At 41.1% G+C, this 19632-nt stretch carries 14 protein-coding genes; 8 read left to right on the forward strand and 6 right to left on the reverse strand.

Features of this window, described 5'->3' with window-relative positions; genetic code table 11:
- Nucleotides 1-3: 3 nt before the first annotated feature.
- Nucleotides 4-2841 (reverse strand): DNA polymerase I, encoded by a 2838-nt coding sequence (polA, locus tag FUA25_RS12255; protein ID WP_147757205.1) that lies wholly within the window; start codon nt 2839-2841, stop codon nt 4-6.
- Nucleotides 2842-2986: 145 nt separating this feature from the next.
- On the opposite strand from polA, the gene FUA25_RS12260 reads away from it, so the two are divergent.
- The 4 genes from FUA25_RS12260 (at nt 2987) to FUA25_RS12275 (ending at nt 9267) form a co-directional block, all read left to right on the forward strand.
- Entirely contained in the window at nt 2987-4648 is a 1662-nt protein-coding gene (locus FUA25_RS12260) for an ABC1 kinase family protein (protein ID WP_147757206.1), read from the forward strand.
- A 101-nt stretch (nt 4649-4749) separates the two neighbouring features.
- Entirely contained in the window at nt 4750-5529 is a 780-nt protein-coding gene (locus tag FUA25_RS12265; protein ID WP_147757207.1) for a HipA family kinase, read from the forward strand.
- Nucleotides 5516-5899 (forward strand): DUF3037 domain-containing protein, encoded by a 384-nt coding sequence (locus FUA25_RS12270; protein ID WP_147757208.1) that lies wholly within the window; start codon nt 5516-5518, stop codon nt 5897-5899. Before FUA25_RS12265 ends, FUA25_RS12270 begins: the two co-directional genes overlap by 14 nt.
- Before the next feature lie 326 nt (nt 5900-6225).
- The gene (locus FUA25_RS12275; RefSeq protein WP_147757209.1) at nt 6226-9267 is read left to right on the forward strand and encodes a choice-of-anchor I family protein; all 3042 of its coding nucleotides are present in this window, start codon (nt 6226-6228) and stop codon (nt 9265-9267) included.
- A gap of 92 nt (nt 9268-9359) precedes the next feature.
- On the opposite strand, the gene FUA25_RS12280 is transcribed toward FUA25_RS12275, so the two are convergent.
- The 3 genes from FUA25_RS12280 to FUA25_RS12290 form a co-directional block, all read right to left on the reverse strand.
- The gene (locus FUA25_RS12280) at nt 9360-11687 is read right to left on the reverse strand and encodes an ATP-dependent helicase (RefSeq protein ID WP_147757210.1); all 2328 of its coding nucleotides are present in this window, start codon (nt 11685-11687) and stop codon (nt 9360-9362) included.
- Between the two features lie 137 nt (nt 11688-11824).
- Nucleotides 11825-12016 (reverse strand): cold-shock protein, encoded by a 192-nt coding sequence (locus tag FUA25_RS12285; protein ID WP_147757211.1) that lies wholly within the window; start codon nt 12014-12016, stop codon nt 11825-11827.
- Between the two features lie 24 nt (nt 12017-12040).
- Nucleotides 12041-12475 (reverse strand): cold shock domain-containing protein, encoded by a 435-nt coding sequence (locus tag FUA25_RS12290; protein WP_147757212.1) that lies wholly within the window; start codon nt 12473-12475, stop codon nt 12041-12043.
- A gap of 449 nt (nt 12476-12924) precedes the next feature.
- Between FUA25_RS12290 and FUA25_RS12295 the strand changes: the two genes are divergently transcribed.
- The 4 genes from FUA25_RS12295 (at nt 12925) to FUA25_RS12310 (ending at nt 17219) form a co-directional block, all read left to right on the forward strand.
- Nucleotides 12925-14238, forward strand: coding sequence for a M16 family metallopeptidase (locus FUA25_RS12295; RefSeq protein WP_147757213.1), 1314 nt, complete (start codon nt 12925-12927; stop codon nt 14236-14238).
- A gap of 3 nt (nt 14239-14241) precedes the next feature.
- Nucleotides 14242-16287: a M16 family metallopeptidase gene (locus FUA25_RS12300; protein WP_147757214.1), complete on the forward strand. Its 2046-nt coding sequence runs from the start codon at nt 14242-14244 to the stop codon at nt 16285-16287.
- Between the two features lie 128 nt (nt 16288-16415).
- Nucleotides 16416-16751: a preprotein translocase subunit SecG gene (gene secG / locus FUA25_RS12305; protein WP_147757215.1), complete on the forward strand. Its 336-nt coding sequence runs from the start codon at nt 16416-16418 to the stop codon at nt 16749-16751.
- 213 nt (nt 16752-16964) lie between these two features.
- Nucleotides 16965-17219 (forward strand): hypothetical protein, encoded by a 255-nt coding sequence (locus FUA25_RS12310; RefSeq protein ID WP_147757216.1) that lies wholly within the window; start codon nt 16965-16967, stop codon nt 17217-17219.
- 52 nt (nt 17220-17271) lie between these two features.
- On the opposite strand, the gene FUA25_RS12315 is transcribed toward FUA25_RS12310, so the two are convergent.
- Together FUA25_RS12315 and FUA25_RS12320 are read right to left on the reverse strand one after the other, a co-directional pair.
- Nucleotides 17272-17637: a PleD family two-component system response regulator gene (locus FUA25_RS12315; protein ID WP_147757217.1), complete on the reverse strand. Its 366-nt coding sequence runs from the start codon at nt 17635-17637 to the stop codon at nt 17272-17274.
- Between the two features lie 10 nt (nt 17638-17647).
- Nucleotides 17648-19492, reverse strand: a complete 1845-nt coding sequence (locus tag FUA25_RS12320) for a PAS domain-containing sensor histidine kinase (RefSeq protein WP_147757218.1) — start codon at nt 19490-19492, stop codon at nt 17648-17650.
- Nucleotides 19493-19632: the final 140 nt, after the last annotated feature.

Raw genomic sequence — 19632 nt, forward strand, 5'->3', positions numbered from 1 at the left:
AGGTTAATGCGCTTCGAGCCAGTTATCGCCCACGCCAACTTCCACGAGCAGCGGAACTCTCGTTTCAAATGCTGATTCCATTTCGGTTTTGATCAGCTCCGTAACGGCTTCCACTTCCTCCACCGGAGCTTCGAACAGGAGTTCATCATGAACCTGCAGCAGCATTTTTGTCTTTAGATTTTTTTCAGAAAGTTTTTCGTCGATTTTAATCATCGCCAGTTTGATGACATCCGCCGCACTTCCCTGTATCGGGGCGTTTACGGCATTTCTTTCAGCATGAGCCTTTACGACAAAATTCGCAGAATTGATGTCTTTCAGATGTCTTTTGCGGTTCAGAATGGTTTCGACATACCCGAGTTCCTGTGCTTTCTGAACCTGCTCTCCCATGTATTTCTTAAGCCGTGGGTACGTTTCAAAATAGGCTTCAATCATATGTTTGGCTTCGGTACGGGAAAGTCCGGTCTGTTCAGCCAAAGCAAAAGCGCCCTGACCGTAAATAATTCCGAAGTTCACCGTTTTCGCCTGGCTCCGCTGCACTTTCGTCACTTCTTCCAACGGAACTTTAAAGAGTTTGGAAGCCGTGGAAGCGTGAATATCTTCGCCATTCTGAAATGCGAGAATCATATTTTCCTCATTCGATATTTCCGCAATGAGGCGGAGTTCAATCTGGGAATAATCGGCAGAAATAATTTTCTTTCCTTCGCCGGCTACAAATGCGCCGCGAATCTGCTGACCGCGCAAAGTCCGGATCGGGATGTTCTGAAGATTCGGATTTACCGAAGCCAAACGGCCGGTTGCGGCCGTGGTTTGGGAAAAATTGGTATGAACGCGGTTGTCGTCTTTATCAATCTGTAAAGGCAAAGCATCTACATAAGTCGATTTCAGTTTCTGATAGGTTCTGTATTCCAGAATATATTTGATGATTTCGTGCTTGCTGGAAAGTTTCTGCAGGATATCTTCGGAAGTACCGTATTGCCCGGTTTTTGTTTTTTTTGCTTTCGGGTCAAGCTGCATTTTTTCAAATAAGATTTCGCCCAGCTGTCGTGGAGAATTCATATTGAATTCTTCTCCTGAAATTTCAAAAATATTTCTTTCGAGTTCGCGCAAATCATTTTCCAGGTCTTTACTCTCCTGTTCGAGCCAGTTTTTATCGAGAGAAACGCCTTCCAGTTCCATTTTGGCCAGAACTTTCATCAAAGGCATTTCGACCTTAAAGAATAAATCCTCCAGATTCTCTATTTTAAGCTGCGGTGCAAAAACTTCGTAAAGCTGCCATGTAATATCGGCGTCTTCTGCCGCATAATTCGTCTGCTCTTCCACCGAAAGATCCTGCAGTGTGCCCTGGTTTTTTCCTTTTTTGCCGATGAGCGTCTCAATGGAAACCGGTTTGTAATGCAGATACATTTCCGAAAGGTAATCCATGCCGTGCCTTCCGTCGGGATTCAGCAGGTAATGCGCGATCATCGTGTCGAAAATTGCGCCTTCAACGGAAACACCATATTGCTTCAGAATTTTGTAGTCGAATTTTAAATTGTGCGCTATTTTTACAATCTCCTTTTTTTCAAAAAACGGACGGAATATTTCCAGAGTCTCCAAAACCTCTTCACGCTTTTCAGAAAGCGGGATATAGTACGCCAAACCGTTCCTGTATGAGAAACTCATCCCGATCAGTTCGGCTTCCATTTCATTTAAAGAAGTGGTTTCGGTATCAAAACTCACCGCTTTCTGGGCGAGTAAATTCCGGACCAACATTTTCTGTGCTTTTGGGGAATCGATAAACTGGTAAAGATGGTCGTTATCTTTTATTGTTGATTTGGTATTGGTGGCGTGATCAAGTTCTTCATAGCTTGCAAAAAGGTCGAGCTGAACCGCAGCAGCGCCAAGATTGCCAAGCGGAGTTGCTTTTTCAACTTTATCGTATCGCGAAACGGTATTAGGATCTGCTATCGCCGGTGCAAAAGCCCGGTACAGGTTTTCATAAAGCCTGCGGAATTCAATTTCATCAAAAACCTCCTTTACTTTTTCAAAATCCGGCGTTTCAAGGTCATACTGTTCCTGATGGAATTCTACCGGTACATCGCAAATAATGGTCGCCAGTTTTTTGGATAAAATCCCGCGTTCTGCGCTGGCTTCCACTTTTTCGCGGAGTTTACCGGTGATTTTATCGGTGTTTGCCAAAAGGTTTTCAATACTGCCGTATTCTTTCAGAAATTTCTTTGCTGTTTTTTCTCCGACTCCTTCCAGTCCGGGAATATTATCCACTGAATCGCCCATCATCGCCAGGAAATCAATCACCTGTTTCGGATCTTCAATTTCGTATTTTGCCTTGACTTCTTCTATCCCTAAAATTTCGAATTCGGCACCTTTCAGTCCTGGTTTGTAGATTTTTATTTTATCGGTTACCAACTGCGCAAAATCCTTATCGGGCGTTACCATGTACGTGAGGTAACCTTCTTTTTCGGCTTTGCAGGCAATGGTTCCGATGACATCGTCGGCTTCATAACCTTCCACACCCAAAATCGGAACGTGCATCGCTTCAAGGATCCTGTGAATATATGGAATCGCCAACTTTATAGCTTCCGGAGTTTCGCTTCTGTTGGCTTTGTATTCAGCAAAATCTACCGTACGGATACTCGCCTGGCCGACATCAAAAACAACTGCCAAATGAGAAGGTTTTTCGCGGCGGATCAGTTCGATCAAAGAATTCGTAAAGCCGAATATTGCCGAAGTATCCTTACCGTCACTGGTCATCCGCGGACTTCTGATCAGGGCATAATAACCGCGGAAAATCATGGCATAAGCATCAATCAGAAACAAGCGTTTGTCGTTATCGTGTGTCATAAAGCAAAGATAGGAAATTGCCGGAAGTTAAAATACTGAAGATTGGCACTGCGAAAGAAAATTCCCAAACAGGTTTTAAAGCAATAATTCAGGACCCTCAGAATTTTTATGGTACATTTTTTTCTATACCCTTAAAAAACAAAGGATGTCACTCGAACAGATCACTACTTACACCAAATTTTTCAGCTTTATTTTAAAATATTACAACAGTGATGTCGTAAAATCCACGGCGGGTTCTCCACTGAATGATGATGATGAAAATGAACTCGAATTCAGTCATAAACCGGAGGAACTTGTAGAAGATCTGAAGAAAATGGGACCAACTTATGTAAAATTGGGGCAGTTACTTTCCACAAGACCCGATTTGCTGCCGGATCATTATCTGAATGCACTCGCCAATCTTCAGGATGACGTCGAAACCATTTCATATGAAGAAGTTGAAAAAATATTTGAAGAAGAAATCGGGGTAAAAATCAAAAAAGCTTTTGTTGATTTTGATCAGGTGCCGTTAGCCAGTGCATCTATCGGTCAGGTTCATAAAGCTTTACTCCATTCCGGACGTGTCGTTGCTGTGAAAATCCAAAGACCGGGGATCCGGAAAAATTTCCTGGAAGATCTGGACACGCTGAAAAAAATGGCAGATCTAGCGGTTAACCATTCAAAGGCTGCGAAAAAATACGCATTGGATCATGTGATTGAAGAACTTCGCTTCATCCTCCTTAACGAACTCGATTACAATAAAGAAGCACAGAACCTTCTCATTCTGAAAGAAAATCTGAAAAGTTATCAGCACCTGGTTATTCCGTCTCCTGTTGCCGAATATTCTTCCTCGAAAGTCCTGACGATGGATTTTATTGACGGAAAAAAAATAACCGCCCTTGGGAATCTTAAAAAAATTGAAACCGACTTTAATCCGGTAATCGATGATTTGGTGGAAGCCTATCTGAAACAGATCATCGTTGACGGCTTTGCCCACGCAGATCCGCATCCGGGAAATATTCACCTCACTTCTGATGATAAGATTGCCTTGATGGATCTGGGAATGGTCGCAAAATTCAGCCCGAAACTTCAGGAAAAAATCATGATGCTCCTCGTCGGGATGAGTAAAAAAGACGGCGACGCCATTACAGATGCCCTGCTCGAAATCAGCGAATATGATTCCGCGAAAGCGAATCTGGAAAACTTCAGAAAAAACATCAACAGACTCGTGATGGACAGCGTGAGTACAAATGCTGAAGACATGGAGACGGGCAGAATTCTGCTTCAGATGAACAGAATTGCAGCCGATGACGGCATCCAACTGGCCGTGGAACTCAATATTCTGGGAAAAATTCTTCTGAATCTGGATCAGATCGTCGCAGTTCTAACGCCGAAATACGATCTTCAGAAAGCCATCCGGAAGTTTATGGAAAAGATGGTGAACGAAAAGATGAAGAAAGAACTGAAGCCCGAAAATCTGTACGGATTTCTGCTCGACAATAAAAAACTGATCGAAAATCTTCCCGGACGACTCAACAAAATCACCGAAAACCTGGCCAATAATGACCTGGAAATCAAGATCAATGCGATTGATGAAGAAAGGCTGACCGACGGTTTCCAAAAAGTGGCAAACAGAATCACTTCCGGACTCATCATTGCCGCGATGATTATTGGTGCGGCGCTGCTCATGAGAATTCCTTCCTCCTACTCCATTATGGGCTACGGCATTTTGCCTTTTATCTTTTTTATGATTGCAATAGGCCTCGGACTTTTTCTGGTATACAACATTATGTTCCGGGACGAAAGTTTTAAAAAACACAAAAACTGATGGACTGAACGTTTATCATCAATAATTTTTGAAAAATAAGTTATCCGGTCTTCGGGTAACTTTTTTTTATTCCGAAGTTTTTAATGATTAATTTTGTAACCATGCAGGATTTATCTTTACGAACGGTTACGGTCATGCGCTACATTCTGCCTTTGCGCGAAGGCGGTTCACTTCCGGCGCTGGCTGAAGCAGATGACGATTTCAAATACGCCCTCAAATTCCGCGGTGGCGGTCACGGCGTTAAGATGCTGATTTCTGAACTTTTAGGCGGAAAAATCGCTGAAGTTTTGGGATTGAGGATTCCAGAACTTGTTTTCGCGAATCTGGATGTGGATTTCGGAAGAACGGAAGGCGATGAAGAAATCCAGGATCTTCTGAAGTTTTCGGAAGGACTTAATCTGGCGCTGCATTTCCTTTCTGGAGCGATTGCGTATGATTCTTCAGTAAAAGTAGATCCGCTGCTGGCTTCCAAAATTGTCTGGCTCGACGCTTTCATCACGAACATCGACCGGACTTTTAAGAACACGAATCTGCTGATGTGGCATAAGGAACTATGGGTCATCGATAACGGTGCCTCCTTTTATTTCCATCATTCGTGGATGAATTTCGAAAAACATGCCTTAAGTCCTTTTGCTTATGTAAAAGACCATGTTCTGCTCTCGCAGGCCACCATGCTTGATGAAGCGGATGCTTTCGCCAAAACGGTTCTCAATGATGAGATTCTGCGCGGAATCGTGAACCTAATACCTTTGGAATGGTTGAACTGGAATGATACGGACGATTCTCCGGAAGAAATCAGGGAAGTTTATTTCAATTTCCTGAAAACCCGGCTCGAAAATTCCCATAACTTTGTAAATGAAGCTAAAAATGCAAGAGGTTAAAATTTACGAATACGCCGTCATCAGGCTGGTTCCAAAGGTGGAACGGGAAGAGTTCTTTAACATCGGTCTCGTCATGTTTTCAAAAAAAGAAAAATACATCCGGGTGGAATTTCATCTGTGTCCGCATAAGTTTCAGCTCATGCATTCTGAAATGGATTTTGAAGATATTCTGCAGAATCTTGAAAATTTCCGGCACGTTACCAACGGCGAGAAAGCCGGCGGTGAAATTGCCGCACTCGATATTCCTGAAAGGTTCCGCTGGTTAACGGCAGTCCGGAGTTCTGTGATACAGACTTCGCGCCCGCATCCGGGAAAAACTAAGGATCTAGACACCACTTTTGAGAGGTTGTTTGAGGAATTGGTAAAATAAGGGAAAAACCAAATACAGAAATGAATAAACAATGCTGCGATACCATTTCTGCAACCCGTTTTGTCATTTCTTCAAGTTGCCGGACCATTTCTACAAGTTGCCGGATCATTTCTGCGCGTTGCCAGACCATTTCCTCACGTTTGGTGATTTCAAAAGGAAGTTGGATCGTTAAATCTTCGTCAGTTTTGCAAACTTGTAAACCGGATCTTTTTCGCCTTCGTTCAGAATTTCACTGAAGTTTTTATTCATAATTTTTTAAAGTTCTGTTCATCTTTCTTCGGCTTTTTAATTAGATTTTTGCAACGATCTAATTAAAAAGTATCATCATGAAAAAACTTTACACGCTGAAAATCTTTGCACTTTTGTTTGTGATTGGTTTTCATCCGTCTGCTTTTGCACAGACCCTTGTCCATTACTGGAATTTTAATAACAGTTCCAGTGTTGCTGCCATTACCACTCCAAATGTCGCATTGGTAACCGGAGCCGCGTTGGAAGCGCTGCCGGGCGGAACCAGTTTAATAGATAATGCAGGCGGCACGGGACAGAATTTTAATGTCGATAATCTGAATGCCAGAAACGGTGATGTTTCGGGAACCCATTTACGGTTCAATAATCCAATTGGCGGAGCATTGCTTTATCACCTTCCCACAACCGGATACCAAAATGTCGTGGTGAAATTCTCAACCAGAAGATCAGGTTCTGGAGCGGGAACTCAAACCTGGTTCTACTCTACAGACGGAACCTCATTTACGATGTTTACCACCATCAATCCCGTGGACGGAAATCCAACCTTACAGACTTTGGATTTTTCAGCTATCGCCAATGTTTCCAACAATGCTAATTTTAAACTTAAAGTTGAATTTTCAGCCGGTCCGGGCGGAACTGTTGGAAATAACCGTTTCGATAATTTTACTTTGGATGGTACTCCATCCGGAGGACCCGATGTTACTCCTCCAAATGTGACCTACAATCCGGCGAATAATGCTACTGCCATTGCGACCAACATCAATCCCAAAATTTCTTTCAACGAAAACGTACGGTTAATCGATAATTCTGCCATTACCAATGCCAATGCGCAAAATGTTGTGGAACTGCGCTTGGGGAATTCCACAGGAACTCCGGTGGCTTTTACAACTGCCTTTTCAAATAATGAAATAACACTTATACCGGCTTCAAATCTGAACGTGAACCAAACGTACTTCGTGGCGCTAAAACCGGATACGGTTGAAGATTTGAGTGACAACGCAGTTACAGCAAATACTTCGAGTATCTTTACAACAGCTGCTACTTCTGTTTCTTTTTCGACTAACATCATTAAAGTAAACGAAAATGCCGGGACTGTTAATCTTGTTTTAAACATCAGTTCACCATCAGCAGGATCTGTAGATTTAGTGGTTAAGCCAGCACCTTTCAGTACAACAGGTACAGCCGATTTTACTTTGGCTACGCAAACGATCAATATCACCCCGTCTAGCCCATCAACTTACAATATTACGATTCCGATCACTGATGATAATCTAGCAGAACAGCAGGCAGAATATTTTGTCTTGAGTCTGGAAAATGCAGTGGGAGCAACGGTGTCAGGAAACCCACTTTCAACTGTATATATTGTTGACAACGAAACAACCGCCCCAATTCCGTCTCACCAGATTTCTCTAAATTATATTGGGAGTTTCGATCCTTCCGGAACCAGCACGAGCACGACAGAAATTGTAGTTCACGACCCTATCTCGAAAAAATTATTCACTACCAGTGCAATCGCCGGGGTTTTAGATATCATCGATTTCACCAATCCTTCGGCTCCTTCAGTGCTTAACACCATCAATATGAATACGTATGGCGGCGTAACCAGTGTTGCAGTGAAAAACGGCATCGTAGCTGTAGCATCGCCGAATGCTGTTCCTCAAAATAACGGTTCTGTGGTATTTTTCAATACCAACGGTGTATTTCTGAAGCAGGTTACCGTAGGTGCTTTACCAGATATGATCACTTTTACACCCGACGGAACTAAGGTTCTTACTGCCAATGAAGGGGAGCCGAACGCCGATTATTCTGTTGATCCTGAAGGCTCTGTAAGTATTATTGATATTTCCGGCGGTATTGCATCTCTTACTCAGTCAAATGTAAGTACCCTGCTGTTTACCCCGTTCAATGCACAGGAAACTTCATTAGTTTCTTCAGGAATCAGGAAACTTAAAGCATCAAGCACCCTGTCGCAGGATCTTGAACCCGAATATATTGCATTGAGTGCCGACAGCCAGAAAGCATTTGTGACCATCCAGGAAAATAACGCTGTTGCAGAAATAAATCTGAACACCAATACCATTACAGCACTTTGGGCTTTGGGAAAAAAAGACATGAGTATTCCCGGAAACGGCTTCGACAGTTCTGACAATAACGGTGAAATCCTCATTGCCAACTGGCCGGTGAAATCGTTTTATATTCCTGATGGGATTGCCACGTGCAAAGTTGGCGGAACAAATTATATTGTTACCGCAAACGAAGGGGATGAAAAAGAATTTACCAATCTGAATGAAAGAACAACAGTGGGCGCTGGTAGCTATGTTCTGGATCCGGCTATTTTCCCCCAAAGTGCAGTATTGAAAGAATCACACAATCTGGGAAGATTCAGAGTGACCAACCTCAACGGAAATTCTGATGCAGATGCTGAATTTGAAGAAATAAACTCAGTAGGAGCCCGGTCCTTCTCCATTTTTAATGCAGACACCAAACAGCTTGTTTTCGACAGTGGTGATGCCTTTGAAAGATATACTGCACAGAACTTTGCCTCCATTTTCAATTCAGATCACGAGAGCAACGCTCCGAAAACCCGCAGCCGCTCGAAAGGTCCGGAACCGGAAGGCGTAACACTGGCCACGATTGCAGGTGAAACTTTTGCATTTATCTCACTGGAAAGAATCGGTGGCGTAATGGTTTATAATGTTACCAATCCGAACTCTCCCGTATTCGCCGACTACAAAAATACCAGAACAACTTCCTCTTACGGCGGGGACAATGGAGCCGAAGGAATCACTTATATTCCGAAAACGGAAAGCGCAACCGGAAAGGGTTACATTATTATAGCCAACGAAATAAGCGGTACCTTAACCATTTATGAAATAAATGACGCCACCCTTTCGCTGGAATCCACTATAAAAGTGCCGGAAACACTCACTGTTTTTCCAAATCCTGCACCTAAAGGAACCGTTTATTTCAATCGGGCAGCTACCATTGAGGTTTTTGACATGAGCGGCAAATTGATCCACAGCGCGAAAAAAGCAAAAACCATTGATACCTCTACATTTGTCAGCGGCGTTTATCTGGTAAAAACGGATGAAGGAATTGTGAAAAGGATTATTGTAAAATAAAGTTAATTTATTAAATGAAAAAGGATTCCTAAATTGGAATCCTTTTTTGTTGATTTATCTTTAAATTTCATTCTTTCCGCACGTGAGTAGATTTAAATTTTCGTCAGCTTCGCAAACTTCAGAATCAGATTTTTTTCCCCTTCGTGCTGGAATTTCACTTTTGCTTTAATATTCTGCGGATCGGTTCCGTCCAGGAAGAGGACTTCGCCCACGCCAAAACGGTCGTGACGCACTTTATCGCCCACTTCAATATTTTCAGAGGAAACGCCGCTCGGATTGGTTATTTTTGCGGTGGCAACAGGTTTTAGATTCTGCGGAATTGGTAACGGTTCATTCCGCTGGATGCTTTTTTTATCTTCTTTCTTTTTGAAAAACCGCGGTTCTGCTGGTTCATCATCAAAAATACTCGATTTCAGTCCGGAATGGTTCACAAAACGGCTTTCGATGGCCGGATTGATGAATTCCAGATGCGCTGCATCCATTTCACTTAAAAAGCGCGACGGTTCTGCATCCGTTATTTTTCCCCACTGAAATCTGGAGACGGCATACGTCAGAAACGCCTGTTTTTCGGCTCTGGTTAAAGCCACATAAAAAAGCCGGCGTTCTTCTTCAAGTTCCTCACGGGTTGAAGAACTCATAAAGCTCGGGAAAAGGTTTTCTTCAAGACCCACCAAATGCACCACCGGAAATTCAAGTCCTTTGGATAAGTGAATCGTCATGAGCGAAACCTGGTCGCCGTTGTCTTTTTTGTCGTTCTGTGTATCTGCAGAAAGTGCAATATTCTCGAGAAAACTGGAAAGCGAAGGGTCGCCGTCTTCGAGCTGCTGCTGTTCTTCGATAAATCCCTGCATGGAATTCATGAGTTCCTGTATGTTTTCGACACGTGAAATTCCTTCCGGGGTCTGATCGTCTTTCAGAAACTTGATGATGCCGCTGCGTTTGGCGACTTCCATGGCTACGTTGTAGGCATTTTCAGTTTTCAGCATCACCTGAAAAGCTTTGATCATGGCCCAGAAATCGGAAAGTTTCGTCAGAATGCCGTTATTCAGCCCGAGTTGCGGTGCATACATCCCCAGATTGCCCAAAACAGTGGTGATGGAAATATTCTGTTTATCAGCAAAAACGATCAGTTTATTCTGCGTGGTTTCTCCGATTCCGCGGACCGGATAATTGATGATTCTGGAAAGCGCTTCGCTGTCGTTTTCATTGATGAGCAGGCGCAGATAGGCGATCAGGTCCTTCACTTCCTTCCGCTGGTAAAATGAAAGTCCGCCAAACACACGATACGGAATATTTTTCCGTCTTAAGGCATCTTCAAAAGCCCTGGTCTGCGAGTTGGTACGGTACAGAATTGCAAAATCGGTAAATTTTCTCTGAGCAGAATTATGAAGTTCCCAGATATTGGAAGCCACAAAATTCGCTTCATCGGCATCGGAAAGTGAGCGGTACACTTTGATCTTTTCGCCTTCTTCATTGTCGCTGAAGACATTTTTCTTGAACTGCTGAACGTTTTTGGAGATCACCACATTGGCTGCGTTCACGATATTCTGCGTAGAACGGTAATTCTGCTCCAGCGAAACCGTCACTGCGTCGGGATAATCTTTCTTAAAATTTAAAATATTGTAAATATTCGCGCCACGGAATGAGTAAATCGATTGTGCATCGTCGCCCACCACGCAGATATTCTCGAATTTTGAAGCCAAAGCTTTTACGATTAAATACTGCGAATGGTTCGTATCCTGATACTCATCCACCAAAATATAGCGGAAGCGGTCCTGATATTTCGCCAGAACTTCCGGAAACCGTGTGAGCAGTTCATTGGTCCTTAAAAGCAGGTCATCGAAATCCATCGCACCATTTCGGTAGCACACATCCACATATTTCTGGTAAATCAAACCCATATGTTTCATGTTCGCGCGTTCATCATTTTCGATGAGCTCCGGGTTTCCGAAATAGGCTTTAACGGTAATCAGGTTGTTTTTGTAATTGGAAATCCGTGCCTGTACCTTTTTGGGTTTATAGAGATCGGCATCTATATTCAGTTCTTTCAGGACTTTTTTAATGACATTCAGGGAATCCTGGGAATCATAAATCGTAAAGTTGCTCGGAAAGCCGATATAATGCGCTTCGCTGCGCAGAATTCTTGCAAAAACCGAGTGAAAGGTTCCCATCCAAAGCGATCGGGCTTCACTTACGCCCACCACTTTTGCAATCCTTTCTTTCATCTCTTTCGCAGCTTTATTGGTGAAAGTAAGCGCCAGAATGTTGAAAGGATCAACGAGATTGGTGATTAAATGCGCAATACGCATGGTGAGCACACGCGTTTTTCCGGAACCGGCTCCGGCGAGCACCATTAAAGGTCCTTCCAGCGTGGTAACGGCTTCATACTGTGCTTCATTTAATCCTTTCAAATAATCCATCAGAGCAAAAATTTTGGGAAACAAATTTAGTGAAATATATGCGGAAGTCAAAGGCGGTCTTCGTTTCAGGTCTTCCGGTTATAAACAAAAATAAAGCTCCTGACGGAGCTTTATAAGGTTGATATAAATGTGTTAGCTTATGCTAATTTTACGTTTACAGCGTTTAGTCCTTTGTTTCCTTGTTGAACTTCGTAAACTACTTTATCGTTTTCACGGATTTTAGTAGTTAAACCTGAAGTGTGTACAAAGATGTCTTCTCCACCATTTAATGGTGTAATAAATCCGAAACCTTTAGTTTCGTTGAAAAATTTTACGGTGCCTTCTTGCATTGTATTGGTATTAAAATTATAGTATTATTTGATTATCTGAATATTAACTGCTGAAAAACCTTTTGGTGACCTTTCTTTTTCAAAGGAAACTTTATTGCCTTTCTTCACAGCATGCGCGCAGTTGTTTTCGTGAAAGAAAATATTGTCTTTAGAACTGTTCTCCGTGATAAAGCCATAGCCTTTTTCACTTAAAAAAGTAACAATACCTGTTTTCACCAGTTCTTCTGCTTCAATTGGAGCTGCACCTAATTGAATGTCGTCCATGTTGATTTCAGGCCTGTCCTGATCTTCCGGACGTGTTTCGGTCAATTGACCGTTTGCATCTACGTAAAGAAACATCTCATCCAACCCTTTCCCTTTGTTATTGTTGGTTTTGCGTTCTTCGCGCTTTAGCGTTTTTTCTTTTGCTTTCTGAATTTTTTTCTTGAAATTTTCTTTTTTTGAGAAAGAATCTGCCATATATTATTATCGTATTTAGTTTGTTCTAAGTTGATGCTATGAAGCTTTTTATTACATCGATAAAATGGGGAAAGAGACCGCTGAGGGAAGCTATAACCACATTTTAATTCCATGTATAAAATATAAAAAGTGGATGCGGAACGCGAAAACTGAGTAAGAGAAAAATGGAGTATTCTAAACTATTACAGAAAAAGCAAAGGCATATGCCCTTTATAAATTATACTGCAAATATACAACAATATTCCCATGAAAATCATCATCACTTAAAATTATTGACTTTAGAGCATATTAATTTCAGCATCTTTAGTTATTTAGTGATTTTTGAACTGACATCGTATTCATACATCAACAAAAGAAAATCCGCTATTCCCTAAAAAAACTGACTAAAAAATCGGAAAATTGTAACAATTATCTTATTTTTGACACCAATGATTTAAATTTAATTTTATATGAAAAAAAGATTTCTTTCTGCTGTTGCCGTCGCTTTTCTAGGATTGATGATGGATGCACAGCAAATCAAATTTGAAGAATACGACCTGCCGAATGGGCTGCACGTAATTCTTCATCAGGATAATACTGCTCCAGTAGTTACAACAGGCGTTATGTATCATGTGGGTGCAAAAGACGAAGTGATCGGAAGAACGGGTTTTGCCCATTTCTTTGAACATTTGCTTTTTGAAGGCACCAAAAACATCAAACGTGGCGAGTGGTTTAAAATTGTTTCTTCAAACGGAGGTACCAACAATGCCAATACCACTAACGATAGAACGTATTATTACGAAACTTTCCCTTCCAATAACGAACAGCTTGGTTTGTGGATGGAAAGTGAAAGAATGAAAAGCGGTACCATCAACCAAATCGGTGTTGACACTCAAAGAGAGGTAGTAAAAGAGGAAAAACGTCTGAGAATGGACAACCAGCCTTACGGAAATCTCTTCACAGCAGTGCAGAACAATCTGTTTACAAAACACCCTTACCACTGGCCAACAATTGGTTCAATGGAAGACCTGAACGAGGCAAAACTTTCAGAATTCCAGGATTTTTATAAAAAATTCTATGTTCCGAACAATGCTACACTGGTTGTAGCCGGAGACATTAAGCCGGAGCAGACGAAAAAATGGATCAGCGAATATTACGGTGACATTCCTAAAGGAACAGTTTATCCGAAAAACTTCCCGAAAGACGAGCCGATCACCACAATGAAAGAAGTGACGGTAACCGACAAAAACATCCAGCTTCCCGCTTATGTATTTGCTTACAGAACTCCTGCAGAAAAAGAAAAAGATGCCTACACACTCGATATGCTCTCTTCTTACCTCAGCAACGGTAAATCTTCTGTGCTTTATAAAAAATTAGTAGATGAAGAGAAAAAAGCGCTTCAGGTTCAAGCTTTCAACCAAGGTCTGGAAGATGCAGGAATATTTGCGTTTTTCGCGATTCCGATGGGAGCGACTACGAAAGCGACACTTCAGAACGATATTGATGCTGAAATCAAAAAGCTCCAGACTACTTTAATTTCTGAAGAAGATTACCAAAAACTTCAGAACCAGTACGAAAACCAGTTTGTAAATTCGAACTCCTCTATTCAGGGAATTGCAGGTTCTTTGGCTACCAACCATGTTTTGATGGGTGATACGAACCTCATCAATAAAGAAATCGACATTTACCGTTCTGTTTCAAGACAGGATATTATGAATGCCGCAAAAAAATACCTGAACCCTAATCAAAGAGTTATTATCAATTATATACCTGAAAAGAAATAGACCATGAAATACAATTTTAAATATATCGCGGCAGCATTTTTAGTTTCAGGAATGCTTTCTGCGCAGAAGATCAATAAGGACGAAATGCCGAAACCCGGCCCAACTCCTACGATCAATATCGCAAAACCAAAAACTTTCACCATGAAGAACGGGCTTACCGTAATGGTGGTGGAAAACAATAAATTGCCAAGAGTAAATGTAAGTCTATCCATGGACCGACCTCCTTATTATGAAGGAAAAATAGTTGGAGTAAGCCAGATTATGGCCGACCAGCTTGGGAACGGTACCACTACAATGACCAAGGAACAGTTTAACCAAAAAATTGATTTCTTGGGCGCAAATCTTGGTTTCTCCTCAGCCGGAGCCAGTGCAAACACTCTATCTAAATATTTTCCACAGGTTTTGGGACTGATGGCAGATGCAATCGTTAATCCTAAATTTTCAGCGACTGAAGTTCAGAATTCCAAAGACAGAATGATTGAAGGACTGAAAGCGGATGAAAAAAATGCAAGTTCAATTGCAGACCGTGTTTCCAATGCATTGACTTACGGAAAAAACACCTCCAGAGGCGAATTTGAAACCGAAGCTACAATTAAAAATATCCAGTTGGCAGATGTGCAGAATATCTACAACAAATATTACGCACCAGACAATGCTTATTTGGTGGTAGTGGGAGATGTAAAATTCAATGATGCAAAAAAGCTGATTGAAAAGGCTTTTTCCGGATGGAAAAAATCGAATACACAGTTTGCACCCCTGGAACCGGCTTCAAATGTTGCCAAAACTGAAATCAATGTTGTGGATGTTCCAACAGCAGTACAGTCAGTAGTATCTGTAGGAAATATCAACAATCTGAAGATGAACAATCCTCAGTATTTCCCTTCCGTGATTGCGAACTATATTTTAGGCGGAGGTGGTGAAGCCAGACTCTTCATGAATCTGCGCGAGAAAAACGGATTTACTTACGGAGCCTATTCCAACATGAGCGCAAGCAAATACTCCCCTAGTTTTTCTGCCAATGCAAGTGTGAGAAATGAAGTAACCGACAAAGCGGTGAAGGAATTCATGAATGAAGTGAAAGGAATTTCAACCGTAAAACCAGACGAACTTGCCAATGCGAAAGCAAAACTGAAAGGCGATTTCATCCGTTCCCTGGAAAGACCTGAAACCATTGCCAGATTTGCAGTAAACGAAAAAGTACAGAATTTACCAGCAGATTTTTACACCAATTACCTGAAATCAATCGATAAAGTAACTGCTGCAGACGTTTCGGAAGCGGTAAAATCAACCATTATGCCTAACCAAACCAGAATTTTTGTGGCAGGAAAAGCTGCAGATATTTCTGAAGGACTGGAAAAATTGGGTTACCCGGTAACGTACTATGATAAAGATGCAAATCCCGCTGCAAAACCTTCTACCCAAAAAATTGACGCCAATGTAACTTTGGCTACTGTTGCTGATAAATACATCGCGGCAATTGGAGGTTTGGCTGCAGTGCAGAAAGTAAACTCAATTACAACTGACGCTTCAGCGAAAGTTCAGGGTATGGATCTGGACATGAATATGATTCAGGCGAAAGGAGGAAAAATGAGAATGGAAATTAAAATGATGGGCAACTCCTTCCAAAAAATCGTTTTTGATGGTAAAGAAGGATCTATGGAAGCACAGGGTCAGAAAATGCCGTTACCAGATGACGCTAAGAAAGAACTGGCTAAATCTACAGAACTGTTCCCGGAATTGAATTTCGCAAAATCACCTGAATATAAACTTGCAGGAATTGAAAAATTCGCAAATGAAGATGCATATGTGGTGAAAGGTGAAAAGAACACCTATTACTACAGTGTAAAAACAGGAATGAAACTTGGAGAAGTTAAAATGCAGAAAGGTCCGCAGGGCGAGATGGCTGTTCCAACAAGTTTCTCTGATTACAAAGATGTTTCCGGTGTACAGCTTCCATATAAAATCTCCCAGAACATGGGCGGAATGGATGTGGATTTCACGGTAAAATCTTATCAGATCAACCAGGCGACAGATTCAGATTTCAAATAGACTGATCCTAACATCAATGATCAACGGCAGCGAAAGTTGCCGTTTTTTTATTTTCATTTAATTCATCTTGAGTTTTGCAATTCGGAGAAATTGTGCTAAATTTGCCCATTCAAACTGAAACAGTTACAATGAGTACAATTTTTACCCTCTTCATGATCCTTATCATGATTGCTAGTATTTTACTGATCATCATCATTATGGCTCAGAATCCTAAAGGCGGAGGTCTTTCGGGAACCTTCGGCGGAACTTCGTCTGCACAGTTTGGCGTTCAGCGGACCAATGATTTCATGGAAAAAGCTACATGGACTTTGGGAGCAACTATTGTAGTGCTTATTTTGTTAAGTGTTATTCTTACGGCTAAACCTACAGCACCAATTCAGCCGGTTCCGGTTCAGCAATCTGCTCCGGTTACGCCTTCCACAAGTGCTCCGGTTCAGACTCCGGCAGCTCCTGCAGGAAAATAATTGAATTTCAAAATTAAAATAGATAGGGCTCGACAAATGTTGAGCCCTATTCATTTTCTGACGCCTAAAATTATTTTTATAAAAGTTAAAGTTCCTTCATAAATACTATATAAAGCACATTCTTCTCCTTATCAACATTACGGGAAAATATTTTGTAAACCCAAAACATAAAGGCACAATAATTGCAAATCCCATACTCATTAAACAGAAATCATGTCAGAAAATATACTTTCGTTAGAAGATCTTAAGTTTTTAGAAGCTCTGCATTCCGGTAAAGATCTGGAGTTTATTCGTTGTGATGACAGCGGGATTAAAATCAACAATAAGATTCTGGTTGCGGACAGTCTTCCAAACACTGTTATTTTTAATACACTTAGCGAAATTTCAAAAAAAATGAAATACCGCCTGAATTCCAACTTTCAGTTGAATTTCTCCACATCATTTAATTTTGAAGTTGTTCGGATCTAGTTTAACATAGCATATAAATAAAAAGACAAACTTTTCAGTTTGTCTTTTTATTTTAAGCGGTTAGCTGATTGAGTTTATTTACCACCTCATCTATCTCAAAAGGTTTTGAAATAAACGCATTCGCCCCCGATTGTATAGCAGTATCTTCAAGACCACGGCTTGCGGACATCATGATTACCGGAATATTTCTTGTAACTTCATTTTCTTTTAGTCTTTTACAGATTTCTCGTCCATCTTCTCCTGAAAGCCACATATCCAGAAGGATGATGTCAGGTTTGGAAACCGATTCCACATACGTGAAAATCTCTGATCCTCTTTCAAAGGCATTAACTTGGAAGCCTTCAAAATCAAGCATGACTCCTAAGGAATCCAGAATGGCAACATCGTCATCAACAATTACTATATTTTTTGAATTCATTTTTTAGATATTAAATTTGAACGCTGGGCAATGAAAAGCAGAAGGTAGAACCCTTGCCCAATACACTGTCTACCCAAATTTTTCCTTCAGACCGGTCAATGATCTGTGAAGCGATATATAATCCTAAACCTAAACCGGGAAATGTACTTTCTTCGTCTCCACTCACGCGGTAATATTGTTCGAAGACTTTATCTTTCTTCTCTTCAGGCATTCCAATTCCGAAATCTTTCACCATAAAAGTAACTTCACTGTCGGTACTTTTTGTTTCCACTATTATTTTGCCGGCTTCCGGAGAATATTTAATGGCATTGGAAATTAAATTGGTGATCACCTGGCTTATACGGTCTCTGTCTGCAAAAACCGTACCTCCTTTTTCGATATTCAGTTCAATACTGTGGGCAGTAGACATCTGCTGTTCTTCAACTGTCTCTTTTACAAGTTGCGAAAATTCAAAATGATTCTGATTCAGGTGGATTTTTCCAGCGTTAATTTTGGTGACATCCAAAAGATCACCGATAAGGGAGGTAAGTTTTATAACTTGTTGATCCATTTTTTTTGCAAATTCAGCATTTTTGTCATCACCGGATTTCTTCAGCATTCTTTCCAGTACCTGAGCATAAAGTTTAAGCGACGTTAGCGGTGTTTTAAGCTCATGACTTGCTATTCCTAAAAAAGTATCTTTTTGGTTGACCAAATTTTTAAACTCATTGATGTTGGTGCTGGTTCCAATCCATTTCATAATCACTCCGTCTTCAATCACCGGTGTGGCACGGGTCAAAAACCAGATGTATTCATCAGTACGGTAATCCAGAATACGATATTCCATCGTAAATGTTTTTTGAGTTTCCGCAGCTTCTGTCCATATTTTTCGGAGATTGATGATATCTTCGGGATGAATAATTTTTTCAAAGTTAAACTCACGCACTTCCTCTTCTGTGCAGTTCAGCAGATTCATCAGATTTTTGTTATAATAATCAAACTTTCCATCGGCAGTAGTTGTCCAGACGATCTGAGGCATTGCCTCAGCAAGATGTTTGTATTCAGATTCGCTGTTCTGGGCTTTTTTTCGGGAGTTTACCAATTCGGTAACATCCATGGCCACATTCATGATGGCATAAATCTCTCCATCGTCATCACGAAGCGGCTTGTAAGAAAAACTGTAATAATAGGTCTGAAGAATGCCGTCTATAAACAGATCCACGCGGTCCTCTTGAGCGATGTAAGGAATACCCGTTATAAAAATATTTTTTAAAATATCAATGAAAGGCTGACCCTGAAGTTCAGGAAGTGCCTCGTCCAGTTTTTTACCAATAACACTTTGGTCTTTGCCCCAGGTCTTAATCATTTGCTCATTGGCAAACTCTATAACCAACTCTTCTCCCCTGTAAATAGCGGTCGCATAATCTGAAATTTCTAAAAGTTCCTTAAATCGCAGTTCACTTTCGCGCAGTTTTTTTTCGTACTCCACCTGTTGCGTGACATCCGTTGCGACAACACTGATGCCTGTAATTCCGGTGTCGCCATATATCGGCGCATAAATGAAGTTGAAATAACATTTATGCAGTGTTCCGTTTTTCTCGATCATCCCAAGTACTTTACTCCCGTTGAAAGGCGTACCGGTTTGATAAACTTCTCTTAGGATGTTTGGGAATTCCTGATCACGTATTTCGGGCAGTGCCTCCAGTAAAGGCAGGCCGATAATATCTTCTCCTTTTCCCCATAATTCCAATATCTGCCGGTTTGCCACTTCTATTGTAAAATCTTCTCCCATCAGCATTCCTAACGCTACTGGAGCCTGGCTGAAAATAGTGGTCAGTGACTCCAAACTAACATTATTTTTAAGGAAATTTTTCATAAACGCGAATATAAATAAAAATTGCGTAATAAAAGCGTGTTTAAATTTCGGGAATCGCTTTTTTAAAATTTTTTAAATTTCCTTCTTAATCACTTATCATACAATAATTTAGATAATACTCAGGAATTTTAAAGAATATT

Origin of the sequence: Chryseobacterium sp. (genome assembly GCF_008014695.1) — a bacterium.
GTDB lineage: Bacteria > Bacteroidota > Bacteroidia > Flavobacteriales > Weeksellaceae > Kaistella.